Annotated in this window: 12 protein-coding genes; all 12 read left to right on the top strand. The window is 40.4% G+C overall.

Features of this window, described 5'->3' with window-relative positions; genetic code table 11:
* Positions 1–80 precede the first annotated feature (80 nt).
* The 12 genes from CIL05_RS01690 (at position 81) to pyrG (ending at position 17,194) form a co-directional block, all read left to right on the top strand.
* Positions 81–518, top strand: a complete 438-nt coding sequence (locus CIL05_RS01690) for a YwiB family protein (protein ID WP_095653763.1) — start codon at positions 81–83, stop codon at positions 516–518.
* Entirely contained in the window at positions 519–2,189 is a 1,671-nt protein-coding gene (argS, locus tag CIL05_RS01685) for an arginine--tRNA ligase (RefSeq protein ID WP_095653762.1), read from the top strand. It begins immediately after the preceding gene.
* Positions 2,190–2,556: 367 nt separating this feature from the next.
* Positions 2,557–4,671, top strand: coding sequence for a (Fe-S)-binding protein (locus tag CIL05_RS01680; RefSeq protein ID WP_095653761.1), 2,115 nt, complete (start codon positions 2,557–2,559; stop codon positions 4,669–4,671).
* 137 nt (positions 4,672–4,808) lie between these two features.
* Complete coding sequence (locus CIL05_RS01675) at positions 4,809–5,996, top strand: acetyl-CoA C-acetyltransferase (RefSeq protein WP_095653760.1); 1,188 nt, start codon at positions 4,809–4,811, stop codon at positions 5,994–5,996.
* A gap of 395 nt (positions 5,997–6,391) precedes the next feature.
* A complete protein-coding gene (locus CIL05_RS01670) occupies positions 6,392–7,243 on the top strand; it encodes a 3-hydroxybutyryl-CoA dehydrogenase (protein WP_095653759.1) in 852 nt (283 codons plus the stop codon).
* Positions 7,244–7,339: 96 nt separating this feature from the next.
* Positions 7,340–8,476: an acyl-CoA dehydrogenase gene (locus CIL05_RS01665; RefSeq protein WP_095653758.1), complete on the top strand. Its 1,137-nt coding sequence runs from the start codon at positions 7,340–7,342 to the stop codon at positions 8,474–8,476.
* Between the two features lie 15 nt (positions 8,477–8,491).
* Complete coding sequence (locus CIL05_RS01660) at positions 8,492–9,631, top strand: acyl-CoA dehydrogenase (RefSeq protein ID WP_095653757.1); 1,140 nt, start codon at positions 8,492–8,494, stop codon at positions 9,629–9,631.
* A 159-nt stretch (positions 9,632–9,790) separates the two neighbouring features.
* Positions 9,791–10,729, top strand: a complete 939-nt coding sequence (gene meaB, locus CIL05_RS01655) for a methylmalonyl Co-A mutase-associated GTPase MeaB (RefSeq protein ID WP_095653756.1) — start codon at positions 9,791–9,793, stop codon at positions 10,727–10,729.
* A complete protein-coding gene (locus tag CIL05_RS01650; protein ID WP_095653755.1) occupies positions 10,730–11,362 on the top strand; it encodes a TetR/AcrR family transcriptional regulator in 633 nt (210 codons plus the stop codon).
* Between the two features lie 34 nt (positions 11,363–11,396).
* The gene (gene icmF / locus CIL05_RS01645) at positions 11,397–14,639 is read left to right on the top strand and encodes a fused isobutyryl-CoA mutase/GTPase IcmF (protein WP_095653754.1); all 3,243 of its coding nucleotides are present in this window, start codon (positions 11,397–11,399) and stop codon (positions 14,637–14,639) included.
* Between the two features lie 279 nt (positions 14,640–14,918).
* Positions 14,919–15,401 (top strand): DNA-directed RNA polymerase subunit delta, encoded by a 483-nt coding sequence (rpoE, locus tag CIL05_RS01640; protein WP_095653753.1) that lies wholly within the window; start codon positions 14,919–14,921, stop codon positions 15,399–15,401.
* Between the two features lie 185 nt (positions 15,402–15,586).
* A complete protein-coding gene (pyrG, locus tag CIL05_RS01635) occupies positions 15,587–17,194 on the top strand; it encodes a CTP synthase (RefSeq protein WP_095653752.1) in 1,608 nt (535 codons plus the stop codon).
* Positions 17,195–17,544 lie beyond the last annotated feature (350 nt).

The following is a 17,544-nucleotide window of genomic DNA, read 5'->3' as shown; positions in this document are numbered from 1 at the left end:
ATAAAATATGATTGATTATCCCCCCAACTTATCGCTATAATAGGACAATATACGATTTTTTCTAAAATAGAGGCGATGTCATGGATACATATAAAAAATCAGTTGCAATTGAACTCCGTACAACCATTGATGATAATGGGCAAATGGAATATAACACCATAAAACAATCTGGGGATTTTTATAAAAAAAACCATCTTGATGTGCTTACATATGAAGAAAAGATGGAGGATAATTCCACGATTAAAAATTTGATTACCATTCAGACGGATAGAGTAAGCATTAAGCGTTCGGGAAATGTAACGATGAACCAAAAATTCCGAAAAAATCATACGACAGAAAATGTCTTTCAGCATCCACATGGAAATATCCATATGGAAACATATACGAATTCTATTTCCTATCAGTCGATGAATGAAAATGATCAGGGGAAGCTGACTATTTCCTATACGGTAAAATTAAATGGTCAGGAAGAACGGAAACATGAACTGGTATTAACCTATACAGAGGAGGGTGCTTAAATGAATGTCTTGAAACAAACAGAGGATAATTTAAAACAGGAAATAGCTGCTTCTACAATAAAAGCAAAGCTTGCAAATGAAGAGGAATTGCCTGAAATTATATTGGAAAAACCAAAGGATAAATCACATGGCGATTTCGCAACAAATATTGCCATGCAGCTTGCACGAATTGCAAAAAAAGCACCACGTCAAATTGCTGAAGATATTGTGGCAAATTTAGACGAGACAAAAGCATCCATTGAAAAAGTAGAAATTGCAGGACCTGGTTTTATTAATTTTTTCCTGAAGAATGATTTTTTAGGTGAAGTTGTCCCTGCGGTTCTTGAAGCTAAAGAGACATATGGACGAACAAATGCTGGTGATGGTGAAAGAATCCAGGTTGAATTTGTATCTGTAAATCCAACGGGGGACTTGCATCTTGGTCACGCTCGTGGTGCAGCCTTTGGTGATGTATTATGTAATGTTCTAGGCGCAGCAGGCTACAATGTGGAGCGCGAATACTATATTAATGATGCCGGAAATCAAATTGATAACCTTGCATTATCAGTGGAAGCACGCTATCTGCAGGCACTTGGAAAAGATGCAGAGATGCCTGAAGATGGCTATCATGGGCAGGATATTGTTGAAATTGGAAAAGTTTTAGCCGAAGCGTATGGTGATAAATGGGCGTCTGAGGAAAAATCTGAGCGTTTAGCATTTTTCAAAGAGTATGGTTTGAAATATGAACTCGGGAAAATCGAAAAGGATTTAGCAGATTTCCGTGTGCAATTTGATAACTGGTTCTCAGAAAGGTCATTATACAAGGATGACAAAATTTCCGAAGCACTAAAAACATTGGATGAAGGCAATTACACCTATGAAAAAGATGGAGCAACATGGTTTAAATCAACAGAGCTCGGGGATGACAAAGACCGGGTGCTCATTAAGCAGGATACAAGCTTTACTTATCTGACACCAGATATCGCTTATCATAAAAATAAACTGGAGCGCGGATTTGATAAAATAATTAATGTTTGGGGAGCTGACCACCATGGATATGTTCCAAGGATGCGTGCTGCCATTCAGGCATTAGGATATTCTGAAGAACAGTTTGAAGTAAAAATTATCCAAATGGTAAACCTATTTGAAAACGGCGAAAAAGTGAAAATGAGCAAGCGGACAGGAAGAGCTGTTGCACTGCGTGAATTAATGGAAGAGGTTGGAATTGATGCAGTACGTTACTTTTTCGTAGCCCGCTCTAATGATTCACAACTGGACTTTGACATGGACCTGGCTCGTTCGCAGTCAAATGATAACCCGGTATATTACGTACAATATGCACATGCACGTATATGCACGATGCTTAAACAGGCAGAAGAAAAAGGACTTGCTGGAAGTGAAACATTTGATGCAGCACTTTTGACGGCTGAAAAAGAAATCGACCTTCTGAAAAAGCTTGGTGAATTTCCGCAAACTGTAGCAGAAGCAGCTGAAAAACATACACCACATAAAGTAACACAATATGTATTTGATCTGGCTTCACTTTTGCATAGCTTTTATAATGCAGAAAAAGTGCTTGATCCACAAAATAAAGAGTTAACAGGTGCCCGGATTGCACTAATGAAGGCAGTACGTATTACAATTGCTAATGCACTTGGTTTAATTGGTGTAACAGCACCGGAAAAAATGTAAAAAGCTTACACTTTAAGGATGGGTCCCCTTGGGTTAGTTGCAATAGGCAGTAAAGTGGTTGAAGTTTTACTGGATATTTGTGACTTGAGGGGACTTATATTTTTAACACTGATTGGCAAGTATAACTTTCTTAGGAAATCAGTATAAGTTCAACTAAGGCTTTCGCCATTAATGCTTGGCGATAAGCCAAGTTTTCTAATGATTATTGTCACTCCTTTTATAAAAACAGTTGACTGAATGATCATTCACATTTAAAATAGTAATAAGAGATTTATAGGAATAACCATTTGCAGGTAATTTATTTTTTCTGAAAAATGGAATCGCTGTCATTCCTGGTAGAATACAAGAATTAAAGGGGGCGCTGGTTATGGAAACATTTTTACTGATTAATTTATTGGCATTTATTGCAATTACAATATATGGCCTATACTTATTTGCTAAAGTTGTAGCAACTAGAATAGCATATATTAAGCTGGGGAAGAAATCAGAATTTGATCGTGATTTTAAAGAACGGTTTCGCCGAGTAGGAAAGATTGTTTTCGGACAATCGAAGCTTTTAAAGGATAAAAAATCAGGGACGATTCATGTCATGATGTTTTACGGATTTCTGCTCGTGCAATTTGGTGCGATTGACATGTTTGTAAAAGGTTTATCTCCAGGAAACCACCTGCCGTTTGGTGTATTTTATCCTGGCTTTGTATTTTTCCAGGAACTCGTTACACTAATGATTCTGGTAGCAGTAGTTTGGGCCTTTTACCGACGTTACATGGAAAAAATTGTTCGTCTGAAACGAGGATTTAAAGCTGGTTTAGTACTGATATTTATTGGAACACTGATGTTATCTGTGTTATTTGGTAATGGGATGGCGCAAATCTGGCATGGCCATGAAGCAGTATGGACAGAGCCTGTTGCTAGTTTAATAGCATTAGGATTCAGCTGGGTGCCGGAGACGAGTGCTATGGTGCTGTTTTATATTTTCTGGTGGATACATACGATTACGATTCTGTCATTCCTGGTTTATGTACCACAATCGAAGCACGCCCACTTGCTAGCAGCACCGATTAATGTGTTTTTAAGTAAGCGTGTACCAGGTAAATTGAATAAAATCGACTTTGATATAGAAATGGATGAGGATGCAGAGGAAAGTGAAGAGGAAATTTCATTTGGTGTTGGGAAGGTGGAAGACTTTGAACAGCATCAAATGATAGATTTTTACGCATGTGTGGAATGTGGACGCTGTACAGATGTTTGTCCTGCGGCCGGAACCGGTAAAATGCTGTCACCAATGGATATTATGGTCAAGGTTCGAGATCATTTAACCGAAAAGGGTGCAGCCATTACAGGTAAATCACCATGGGTTCCTACCTATGCTTTTTCAGGAACACAGGGAAATCAAGCAAGTGGTGGAAGTGAAGCTGCAGCAACCGTGCAGAGTGCTAGTTTAATAGGCGATATTATTACAGAGGAAGAGCTTTCGGGTTGTACAACTTGCCGAAATTGTGAAGATGCTTGTCCGGTAAACAACGAGCATGTAGGAACAATTATTGATATGCGTCGTTATCTTGTCATGACAGAAGGTAAAATGGATTCTGATATCCAGCGTGCAGTTATGAATATTGAGCGTCAAGGAAATCCTTGGGGACTGTCGAAAAAAGATCGTATTAAATGGCGTGAGCAGGACGAATCTGCATATATCCCTACAGTGAAGGAATTGAAGAAGGAAGATAAAGAATTTGAATACCTTTTCTGGGTAAGTTCAATGGGGGCTTATGATAGCCGCAGTCAGAAAATCGCACTTGCTTTTGCAAAACTTATGAACCAGGCAGGTGTAAGCTTTGCGATACTAGGAAATAAAGAAGCGAATTCCGGGGATACAGCCCGTCGTATCGGGAATGAATTCTTATTCCAGGAGATCGCAGAAAAAAATATAAAAGAATTTGAGAAAAATGGTGTGACAAAGATCGTTACAATTGATCCACACGCCTATAATATTTTCAAAAATGAGTACCCTGATTTTGGGTATAAAGCGGAAGTGTATCACCATACACAAATGCTTTATGATCTTGTAATGAATGGAAAATTGAAGCCACAACTGGCAATTAATGAAAGATTAACCTATCATGATTCCTGTTACTTAGGAAGATATAATGGGGTATATGATCCACCAAGGGAAATTCTAACTTCCATACCAGGTCTTGAACTGGTGGAAATGGACCGAAATAAAGAAAACGGCATGTGCTGTGGTGCTGGTGGTGGACTAATGTGGACAGAGGAAACTACTGGTAATCGCATAAACGTTTCCCGCACAGAACAGGCAATGGCCGTTCAGCCAACAATGATTTCAAGTGCATGTCCTTATTGCTTAACGATGCTAAGTGATGGAACAAAGGCGAAAGAAGTAGAGGAAGATATAAGTACTATGGATGTTGCTGAAATTCTAGCATTATCTGTATTGGTTGAAGAAGAAACGAAGACAGCTTAATTTAATGGAGGGGTAGCAATAACGCGCCTCTTTTAAAACGAATACAAGTTGAGCGAGCGTTCGATCATAGTGGTTTTGTGTTTTTTGAAAAGGTTTCGTTTATTAGTGAAAATGATTATAACAAGGAGGATTTTAAGATGAGAAAAACTGTAATTGTGTCAGGTGCCAGAACACCATTTGGAAAATTTGGTGGATCCCTAAAGTCGTTTACCGCATCACAGTTGGGTGGAGCGGCTATCAAAGAAGCTTTAAATCGCGCTGGAATGGACGGCTCGCAAATTGATGAAGTTATTATAGGGAACGTTCTGCAAGGTGGTCAGGGACAAATTCCTTCAAGACAGGCTGCGCGGGAAGCAGGTATTCCATGGGAAGTGAAAACGGAGACAATCAATAAGGTCTGTGCATCGGGCTTGCGCAGTGTAACGTTAGCGGATCAGCTTATTCGTCTTGGAGATGAGGATGTAATTGTTGCAGGTGGTATGGAAAGCATGAGCAATGCGCCTTATTTTCTGCCTGACGCACGCTGGGGAAATCGCATGGGGGATAAAGAAGTCAAAGATATGATGGTACATGATGGCCTAACATGCTCATTTACAGGTGTACACATGGGTAATTATGGAAATACAACGGCTGAGGAATACGAATTAACCAGAGAAGCGCAGGATGAATGGTCATACCGCAGCCATCAACGTGCAGTACAGGCGATAGAAAATGGGAAATTTGCCGAGGAAATTGTTGCAATGGAAGTACCACAGCGAAAAAGCGACCCTATCGTTGTTGATACGGACGAAGCACCACGTAAAGATACAAGCGTGGAAAAACTGGGTAAGCTACGTCCGGCTTTTGGAGCAGAAGGTACAATCACAGCTGGAAATGCGCCAGGTGTCAATGACGGCGCATGTGCATTTGTAGTAATGTCTGATGAAAAAGCAGAAGAATTAGGAAAGACTCCAATGGCAACAGTATTAGGTCATGCTGAGGTTGCGGTGGAAGCGAAGAATTTCCCGCAAACTCCAGGTCTGGTAATCAATAAATTGTTGGAAAAAACCGGTCATTCAAAAGATGAAATAGATTTATTCGAAATCAACGAAGCATTTGCAGCTGTCTCCCTAGCCAGTGGGAAAATTGCTGGAATTGATCATGAAAAAGTTAATGTAAATGGTGGAGCTGTTGCATTGGGTCATCCAATTGGTGCAAGTGGCGGGCGGATTATTTTAACATTAATTCATGAATTAAAACGCCGTGGCGGCGGACTAGGAATTGCAGCGATTTGCAGTGGCGGCGGACAGGGTGACGCTGTATTGGTAGAAGTGCCGAAAAGCTAGATTGGGAAATGTAGTTTGGACTTTTGGTGTTTGAGAGAGGGCGGAAGTTGAGAGAAGCAGGGGCAGAGTTGAGAGACTATGCCAGACTTGAGAGACAGGGGACTAAAGTTGAGAGACGCTATGCCGAAGTTGAGAGTCAGGGGACTAAAGTTGAGAGAACCTCAGAGAAAGTTGAGTGATAATGAAGAAATAGTCGTTTGTCTCTCAACTTTCAGGGGCTATCTCTCAACTAATGCAGTTATCTCTCAACTTCCAGAAACTATCTCTCAACTAATGCAGTTATCTCTCAACTTTCAGAAGCGCTCTCTCAACTCCCAGCTTGCAGCAATAACTACCCGCAAAGATACTAACACATTAACCTAGCCCGAGTTAGGTAATAAAAGGAGGACCTCGTTATGACAATAAAAAAAGTAATGGTAATTGGTGCTGGGCAGATGGGTGCAGGAATTGCTCAGGTTTGTGCCCAGTCCGGCTTTAATGTACTGCTAAACGACATGAATGAAGCTGCACTTGAAAAAGGAATGAAAAATATCGAAAAGCTGCTTACACGTGCAGTCGGAAAAAAACGCATGACAGATAGAGATAAAACAGATGCATTAAGAAGATTAAATTCTTCCACTGAGCTGAAGGATGCACATGATTGTGATTTTGTAATTGAAGCGGTTGTAGAAAATATGGAAGTAAAAAAGAAGGTCTTCGGTGAACTTGATGCTGTTGCACCAAAGCATGCAATATTGGCATCCAATACGTCATCACTACCGATCACAGAAATTGCTGCTGCAACCAATCGGCCGGAGCAGGTTATTGGGATGCATTTTATGAATCCGGTTCCAGTAATGAAGCTGGTAGAAATTATCCGTGGACTGCAAACAAGTGATGATACTTACAAGGCAATTGAATCAATGACAAATAAGCTGAATAAAACGCCTGTAGAGGTAAAAGATTTCCCGGGATTTGTATCAAATCGTGTACTCATGCCGATGATCAATGAGGCTATCTATACGGTATATGAAGGGGTAGCATCACCTGAAGATGTGGATACGGTAATGAAACTTGGAACAAATCATCCAATGGGCCCAATAACATTAGCCGATTTTATAGGCCTGGACACATGCCTATATATTATGGAAGTACTCCATGAAGGCTTCGGTGACAGCAAATATCGCCCATGCCCACTGCTTAGACAATACGTAAAAGCGGGCTGGCTGGGAAAGAAGTCAGGCCGGGGATTTTATCAGTATAGTTAAAAATATGGAAATGCTTGATCAGAATAAGATGGAATCAGCAGCTTCATAACAAAGCGACTGCAACCAACATGAAATTTTCAGAAAGGGGGCATAAGTATGAACATGAACTTTTCCGAGGAACAGGTAATGATGAGGAAAGTAGTTCGGGACTTTGCCCGAAAAGAGGTTACACCAGAAATCGAACGCATGGAAAAAGAGGATCGTTTTCCAAAGGAAATCATCCAAAAGATGGGTGAGCTTGGATTAATGGGAATTCCAATCCCTGAAGCATATGGCGGAAGCGGGATGGATTACACTTCTTATATTATTGCAATCAATGAACTGTCGAAGGTTAGTGCAACACTTGGTGTGATTTTATCTGTCCATACATCTGTTGGTACGAACCCAATTTTATATTTCGGAAATGAAGAACAGAAGAAAAAATACTTACCAAAGCTTGCCTCAGGCGAATATTTGGGTGCTTTTGCGGTAACTGAATCAGGTGCAGGATCTGATGTTGGGAGCATGAAAACATCTGCAAAAAAAGATGGGGATAATTATATTCTAAATGGTTCAAAAGTATTTATCACCAATGGAGGTGCTGCAGATACATACATCACCTTTGCCAGAACAGGTAAAGGTCCCAAAGGAATCAGCGCATTTATTGTTGAACAGGATTCACCGGGGCTGATCATCGGAAAAAAAGAAAAGAAAATGGGACTGCATGGCTCAAGCACTGTCCAATTAAATTTTGACCAATGTGTTATACCGAAAGATCAGCTTCTCGGCAACGAAGGCGATGGATTTAAAATTGCTATGGCAAATTTGAATGTTGGTCGAATTGGAATAGCGGCACAAGCACTTGGTATTGGTGAAGCTGCACTTGAACATGCGGTTAACTACGCCAAAGAGCGGGAACAATTTGGAAAACCAATCGCCCACAACCAAGGGATATCTTTTAAACTGGCAGACATGGCAACAGAGGTAGAGGCATCTAAACTGCTAGTCTATAACGTTGCATCACTTGTTGAGCGAGATATTCCATGCAGCAAAGAAGCTTCGATGGCTAAAATGTATGCATCAAAAACAGCGATGAAGGCTGCGATTGAGGCTGTGCAGGTTTACGGTGGCTATGGTTATACCGAAGATTATCCGGCAGAACGCTTTTTCCGTGATGCAAAAGTGACTGAAATATATGAGGGAACTAATGAGATTCAACATATTGTGATTGCGAAAAATTTGCTGAAAGACTGAGGAGGATAACAGAATATGAATTTTCAACTAACAGACGAACAGGAAATGCTACGTAAAATGGTCCGTGATTTTGCAAAAAAAGAAGTGGAACCTACAGCTGCAGAGCGTGATGAGGAAGAGCGGTTTGACCGTGGAATTTTTGACAAAATGGCGGAGCTTGGATTAACCGGAATTCCGTGGCCGGAAGAATATGGTGGAATCGGTGCAGACTATGTCAGCTATGTCATTGCCGTTGAAGAGTTGTCACGTGTTTGTGCATCAACTGGTGTAACACTTTCCGCACATCTTTCACTCGCAAGCTGGCCGATCTTTACCTATGGAAATGAAGAACAGAAGAAAACATTTCTGTATCGCCTGGCAACAGGGGAAGCATTAGGTGCATATGCATTGTCAGAACCAGGTGCGGGTAGTGACGTTGTATCGATGAAGACAACTGCAAAAGAAGATGGCGACCATTATGTGCTGAATGGCAGCAAAGTATGGATTACGAATGGTGGCGTTGCAGATATTTATATCGTATTTGCAAAAACTGATGCAGACGCCAAGCATAAAGGAATCAGTGCATTTATTGTAGAAAAGGGCACGGAAGGATTCACATTTGGTAAAAAAGAAAGGAAACTTGGGATCCGTTCATCTCCAACAACAGAGCTGATTTTTGAAAATTGCCGTATACCTAAAGAAAATATGCTGGGTGCTGAAGGTGATGGATTTAAAATTGCAATGACAACACTTGATGGTGGCCGTAACGGAATTGCAGCACAGGCACTTGGAATTGCTCAGGGTGCACTGGATGCATCAGTGGATTATGCAAAAGAACGGGAACAATTCGGAAAGCCGATTGCACATAATCAAGGGATATCTTTTAAATTAGCAGATATGGCTACAGAAGTGGAAGCTTCCAGACTGCTAACCTACCAGGCAGCATGGCTGGAATCTGAAGGCAAGTCATATGGGAAAGCATCAGCAATGTCCAAATTATTTGCCGGGGACGCAGCAATGCGCATAACCGTGGAAGCAGTCCAAGTATTCGGCGGATATGGTTATACAAAGGATTATCCAGTAGAACGCTATATGCGAGATGCTAAGATCACCCAAATTTATGAAGGAACAAATGAAATACAGCGACTTGTTATTGGGAGAATGCTGACAAAATAGAGGTGGATGCGCTGACACCGGGGCAGGAAAGCCGTGCAGCCGCCTGTTAAAGTCGTGCACCAGCGCCGTAAAGCTGTGCACCAACGCGATAAAGCCGTGCACCCACACCATAAAGTCGCACACCATTACCCAAGCAAACCCAGAAAGGATGCACTACAAATGCATGAAATCGTTGAACGGATAAAGAACAAAGACATACGCGCACTGGCAAGAGCGATTACCATGGTGGAAAATGACCACCCGGAAAAACTCGAATTATTAAGTGATGTATTTTCACTAGAAAAACATGCACTATATGTTGGGCTTACCGGTTCACCAGGGGCTGGAAAGAGCTCACTTGTCAATCGCTTAATCAGCCAGATACGGGAAGAAGGGAAAACGGTTGCCGTGATTGCGGTTGATCCAACCAGTCCGTTCAGTGGTGGTGCATTACTTGGTGATAGAGTCCGGATGAATCAGCATTTTACAGATGATGGTGTATTTATTCGGAGTATGGCTACAAGGGGAAGCCTTGGGGGCCTGGCGCGCGCAACTAAGGATGCTATTCGAATATGTGATGCCTATGGTTTTGATGTGGTGATTGTGGAAACGGTTGGTGTTGGTCAGTCAGAGCTGGATATTATGAAGATCGTTGATACGACAGCTGTAGTTTTAACCCCGAATAGTGGAGATGTTTTGCAGATTTTCAAAGCTGGGATTATGGAAATAGCAGATTTATTCGTTATTAATAAAGCTGATCTTCATGGTTTTGGAAAGCTAAAAGCATTATTGAAAGAGCTTGTCATGATGTCATCTACTGAAAACCATGAAACTGCGATTGTCAAAACAATTACGACTGAGAATAAAGGCATTGATAAGCTGTGGGGAAAAATTAAACAGCATCATGAATATTTATACAGTACTTCAGAAGGTCAGAAGAAACGTGTTGCACAGCAGGAGCTCGAAGTGTATGAGCTGATTCGCGAAGAAATCTGGCGGGATGTGAAGGACTTCATTGAAACGAATGATTACCTCCCGGAGATTTATACGAATAGCGATCCATACAAGCTGGCAAGCAGCTGGTTTGAGAAATGGAAAAAGGAAGGGGGCAAAAGCTAGATGAAGCAAGAACAAGTCCTTTCCTCCGTAAAAGATCGGGAATTAGTAGAAAAACGACGTAACCAGATGATCAAAGGAGCCATTACTCTTTTTAAAGAAAAGGGTTTTCACCGAACGACGACAAGAGAAATAGCTAAAGAATCCGGATTTAGTATTGGTACACTTTATGAATATATCCGGACAAAAGAGGATGTACTGTTTCTCGTATGTGATTCCATCCACGAGCAGGTTCGTGAACGTATGGAATCATCGACCAACATTGATAATCCATCGGTTGATAATCTGGTCGCTGTAATTAGATCATATTTTTATCTAATGGATGAAATGCAGGAAGAAATTGTGATCATGTATCAGGAAGTAAAATCATTAAAAAAAGATACAAAAGAATATGTCCTGGAGAAAGAACGGGAAATGGTTAACATGCTTGAACACGTAATATTGACATGTTTACCGGGGAAAGTTTCAAAACAGGATGCAGAGCTTTCAGCAAATAATATTTTTATTCAGGGTCATATGTGGGGATTCAGACGCTGGGTGCTGCAAAAGCAATTCACACTTGAGGAATATATCGATAGACAAACACACTTGATTTTACAGTCACTGGCTATTGACACAGCTTCTCAAAGTAAATGAAAACGTTTTAAAATATGAAGAGGAGGCTTGGGTGATGGAACAAGTAACGATTTATAAACCGACTAATCCTGTCCGTTTTGTAACCGCATCAAGTTTATTTGATGGACATGATGCTTCAATTAACATTATGCGGAGAATTTTACAGGCAAGCGGAGGGGAAGTAATTCATTTAGGTCATAACCGCTCAGTGGAAGAGGTGGTTCATGCTGCGATTCAGGAAGATGTACAGGGAATTGCGATATCATCCTATCAGGGGGGCCATGTAGAATATTTTAAGTATATGGTCGATTTGTTGAAAGAACTCGGAGCAGAACACATTAAGATTTATGGCGGCGGTGGTGGAGTAATTATTCCACGTGAAATTAAAGAGCTGCATGGATACGGGGTTTCATGGATATTTTCCCCGGAGGACGGGCGGAAATATGGTCTTCAGGGAATGATTAACCGAATGCTGGAGGAATGTGATTTTATCCCGCCAGTTGATCTGGAAAAAGATCTGGATCGATTAGTAAAAGGGGAACGTAAGGCGATTGGCCAATATATTACCTATGTTGAGAATAGTGAAGCTGATCCAGATGAAAAACAGCGTGTGCTTGAAACATTAAGAGAAAAAGGGAATGAAAAAACGCCTGTACTTGGAATTACCGGCACAGGTGGCGCAGGGAAAAGCTCATTAACGGATGAATTGATCCGCCGGTTTATGAATGAAATACCTGATCGGAAAATAGCAGTTATTTCGATTGATCCAACGAAAAGAAAGACTGGTGGCGCATTGCTTGGTGATCGAATTCGGATGAATGCCATTTTCACAGATCGTGTATATATGCGCTCGCTTGCAACCCGTGACTCAAGAAGTGAGCTTTCTAAAGCCATTCAGGATGTGATCGATGTTATTCGTGCATCAGGATATGATTTTATTATTGTGGAAACAAGTGGGATCGGTCAGGGGGATGCGGCTATTACCGATATTACCGACCTATCTATGTATGTGATGACAGCTGAATTTGGCGCACCTACACAGCTTGAGAAAATCGACATGATTGATTATGCGGATTTTATAGTCATCAATAAATTTGAGCAAAAAGGTTCAGAGGATGCGCTCAATCAAGTGCGAAAACAATACGAACGGAGTCATATGCTCTTCCATCAGGATAAAGAAAAATTCCCTGTATTTGGGACGATTGCTAGTCAGTTTAATGATGCAGGCACAAACGCATTATTTGCGTCAGTCATTGATACATTGAATGAAAAATATAATTGGGAGAATGAAATAAACTTTGATCGAAATATTATTGCCCAAAAACAAAATATGATTATTACAAACGAACGCCGTCATTATTTACGTGAAATTGCCACACATATTCGCACATATCATCAACATACAAATAGTCAAAGTGATACGGCAAGAAAGCTTCATCAGCTTCATGGTGCAAAGGAAGTAATCGAGGATGAAAGTGTCGTAAAAACTATTGATCAAACGTTTGATCAATACATGGAGAAGCTTGATCCTAAGGCAAATAAGCTCCTCGGGGCATGGGATGAAATAAAAGAAAACTATGCTCAAGGCACGATGACATTTTCAGTTCGTGATAAAGAAATTGAGATGGATATCGTTACAGAGTCATTATCAGGACTTAAAATACCTAAGGTAGCTTTTCCGAAATTCCAGGATTGGGGAGAGCGTTTAACTTGGCTGCGTAAAGAAAATGTTCCAGGAGCATTTCCATTTACAGCAGGTGTTTTTCCGTTCAAACGAAAAGGCGAAGATCCAACACGTCAGTTTGCCGGGGAAGGCACACCGGAACGGACGAATCGCCGCTTCCATTATTTATCAAAAAATGATGATGCCAAACGTCTATCCACAGCATTTGATTCGGTTACATTGTATGGAGAAGATCCTGCGCCACGACCGGACATTTACGGAAAAGTCGGCGAGAGCGGTGTAAACATCTGTACACTGGAAGATATGAAAAAGCTGTATGCCGGATTTGATTTAACAAATCCATTAACATCTGTCTCGATGACGATAAACGGACCTGCACCAATTATTCTGGCAATGTTTTTCAATACAGCAATCGATCAGCAGATTACGAAGTTTAAAGAAGAAAATAACCGTGAACCGAATCAGGAAGAATATGGAGAAATTAAAGATGATACATTGGCAGTAGTCCGCGGTACAGTTCAGGCAGATATTTTAAAAGAGGATCAGGGGCAAAATACATGTATCTTTTCAACGGAATTTGCATTACGTATGATGGGTGACATCCAGCAGTATTTTATTGATAAAAAAGTGCGTAATTACTATTCTGTGTCCATTTCCGGCTATCATATTGCAGAAGCTGGCGCGAATCCGATTACCCAACTGGCGTTTACATTGGCAAATGGATTCACCTATGTGGAATATTATTTAAGCAGAGGAATGGACGTTAATAAATTTGCTCCAAACCTGTCATTCTTCTTTTCAAACGGTCTGGATCCTGAGTATTCCGTGATCGGGCGTGTGGCTCGTCGTATTTGGGCGATTACGATGCGTGATAAATACGGGGCAAATGAGCGCAGTCAGAAACTGAAGTATCATGTGCAGACATCAGGACGTTCACTGCATGCACAGGAAATTGATTTTAATGATATTCGTACAACATTGCAGGCATTGCTGGCCATTCAGGATAATACGAATTCACTGCACACAAATGCATATGATGAGGCAATTACGACACCAACAGAGGAATCTGTCCGCAGAGCAATGGCGATTCAAATGATCATTAATAAGGAATTTGGACTGACCAAAAACGAAAACTCCTTGCAAGGCTCATTCATCATTGAGGAACTAACTGATTTGGTTGAGGAAGCAGTACTGCAGGAATTTGAAAAAATGAATGACCGTGGTGGCGTGCTTGGTGCGATGGAGCGGCAATACCAGCGGGGTAAAATTCAGGAAGAATCCCTTTACTATGAAGGAAAAAAGCATTCAGGTGATTTGCCAATTGTTGGGGTAAACACGTATGTAAATCCAAATCCACCATCTGACGATCAAATTGATTCTATGGAACTTGCCCGGGCATCCAAAGAAGAGAAAGAACATCAAATTAGTGAATTGCATAAGTTCCAGGATGCAAATAAGGAGCATACGGATGCGGCATTGAAGCAGTTGAAAGAAGTTGCTGCATCAGGCGGAAATGTTTTTGCGGAGCTTATTGAAACAGTTAAGGTTGCGAGCCTTGGACAAATTACTAACGCACTATACGAAGTAGGCGGACAGTATAGAAGGAATATGTAGCAGCTGAAGTCGGATAAGAAAAATGAAGCGGGCTTGGCCGGCGACGTAAGGAAAAGGCAAGAAGCAAACAGCTTTAAAAGGAAAAAGTTGAGGGAATGATTTCATTTCTCAACTTTTTTCTACTTCATCTCTGGCATAATCACTAACTATTTGTTTATAATGTATGGTATGGTTTATTTGGTTATTGTAGTATAATAAAAAGAATATATCATAGATAAATCAATAGTATGATCACCAGGGCAAAAAGCCTTATTATATAAGTAAAGGGAGTGCGTTGCTGTGAGCTTGAAGAAATACAGCCACGAGGAATTAAAAAGTATGTCAATGATTGATTTGGCAGATTTACTATTATTGGAAGAAAAAAAGGCGATTAACTTCAAAGATATTTTTGAGAAAATTGCGGAACTGAAAGGACTTACCAAAAAAGAAAAGCAGGAATATATTTCTCAATTTTATACAGATTTGAATGTCAATGGACATTTTATTACGATTGGGGAAAATATGTGGGGTCTGAAACGCTGGTATCCTGTTGAACAAATGGATGAGGAAGTTGCACCAGCTCCGAAAAAGAAGAAGAAAAAAGCGAAGAAAAAGAAAAAAGAGGTTGTTGAAGAAGAACTTGATATTGTTGATGAGGATATCGAGGAAATAGTTGACGACCTGGATGAAGATGAGTTTGAAAAAGAACTTGGTGAAGAAGAATTAGATGAAGATGATGAGGATTCAGATGACGAAGACGACGATGAGAAAGCTAAAAAATAAATTTTAGGTTAGCTTGACTTTTTTAATCTGTATGAGTACAATTTTTATTGGGCTCTTTAAATCTACACATCCAAAGCGTTTCCCTTACCTATTAAGGGGAGCGCTTTTTATTATTTATTTTTCATTTTAGTACACAATATTAGAACAATGATGACGAGATTATAAAGAAGAAAGAAGGAAAAGCAGTGACTAAATATATTTTTGTAACAGGTGGGGTTGTTTCTTCGCTGGGTAAAGGAATAACAGCAGCTTCACTTGGTCGTTTATTGAAAAATCGTGGTTTAAAGGTTACTATTCAAAAGTTTGACCCTTATATCAACGTGGATCCGGGAACCATGAGTCCATATCAGCATGGGGAGGTCTTTGTAACAGAAGACGGTGCGGAAACGGATCTCGATCTGGGACATTATGAAAGATTTATTGATAACAATTTAAATAAATACAGCAATATTACGACAGGGAAAGTTTATTCATCTGTTATCAAAAAAGAGCGTCGTGGCGACTATTTGGGCGGAACAGTTCAGGTCATCCCTCATATTACAAATGAAATCAAAGACCAGGTTTTTCGTGCAGGTGAAGCGACAGGGGCAGATATTGTTATTACGGAGATCGGGGGAACGGTTGGTGATATTGAATCATTGCCATTCCTTGAAGCGATCCGCCAGATTAAGAAAGATGTTGGAAGAGACAGTGTGATGTATCTTCATTGTACACTTGTTCCATACATTGCAGCAGCTGGTGAGATGAAGACAAAGCCTACACAGCATAGTGTGAAGGAATTGCGTTCATTGGGGATTCAGCCTGATGTTATCGTACTGCGCACAGAGCATACAATTAGTAAAGATATGAAAGAAAAAATAGCCTTATTTTGCGATATAAACGAACAAGCCGTTATCGAAATGCAAGATGCAGATACTCTTTACCAAGTACCTATTTCCCTGCAGGAGCAACATTTGGATCAGATTACATGTGACCATTTTGGATTGGAATGCGGACCGGCAGACATGGAAGAATGGAATGCACTTGTTTCAAATGTGAGAAACCTTTCGAGGATAACGGATATTGGTTTAGTAGGAAAATATGTGGAGCTTCCTGACGCATATATTTCCGTTGTAGAATCATTGAAACATGCAGGGTTTGATTACGGTACGGATATTAAAGTACACTGGATCAACTCGGAGAAATTAGATAAAGAAACAATTCAAGAGGAATTATCTCATGTCGATGGAATTATTGTGCCTGGTGGATTTGGTGATCGTGGAATTGAAGGGAAAATCGAAGCAATTCGTTATGCCCGTGAAAATAAAATTCCTTTCTTTGGAATCTGTCTCGGAATGCAGCTGGCAACAGTTGAATTTGCAAGAAATGTGCTAGGTCTAAAAGGAGCACATTCTGCAGAAATAGATCATAACACCGAGTATCCAATTATCGATTTACTGCCAGAGCAAAAGGAAGTTTCTGAAATTGGTGGCACATTAAGACTTGGTAAATATCCATGTAAATTAGTCGAAGGTACGAAAATACAGGCCGCATATGATGGAGCAGAATTAATCGAAGAACGACACCGTCATCGTTATGAGTTTAATAATGATTATAAAGAACAATTGGCTGAGAATGGATTGATTTTTTCAGGTACAAGCCCTGATGGTAGATTGGTGGAAACAATTGAACTGGGAGATCATCCATGGTTTGTTGCATGTCAATTCCATCCAGAATTCAAATCACGTCCGACAAGAGCACATAGTTTATTTAAAGGCTTTATCGGAGCGGCAGTTGAATATCAGGAAAATTAAATCGAAACCCCGAAAAGGATGTTTTACATCCTTTTCGGGGTTTTTTTGTTTCTTCTTCTATTGGACAGTTTGAGCTTGGTTTTGAGCAGAATTGTCGTTGAGAAGAGTTCTCACGGACAACTCCCATTTAATTTCTAGCAGTTATGTCCTTGAGAAGAGCGATCCAACGGCGATTATAGCAAATACATATAGCAAACAATAATTACATCGCCGTCTTTATCTATTGTGTCAATAACAACAAATCTTTCAAAAATTCACCTGCTGATACACAACAAAATCAATTTTTTGCAGGAGAATGGGGTTTGTATGGAGAACTAACTGACTAGGGGATAGAAAGACAGAAGGGGGAA

This window comes from Virgibacillus profundi (genome assembly GCF_002287375.1).
In the GTDB taxonomy this organism is placed as follows: Bacteria; Bacillota; Bacilli; order Bacillales; family Amphibacillaceae; genus Virgibacillus_K; species Virgibacillus_K profundi.
Note: the sequence above shows the minus strand (reverse complement) of the source record. Positions and strands in the feature narration are given on the sequence as shown.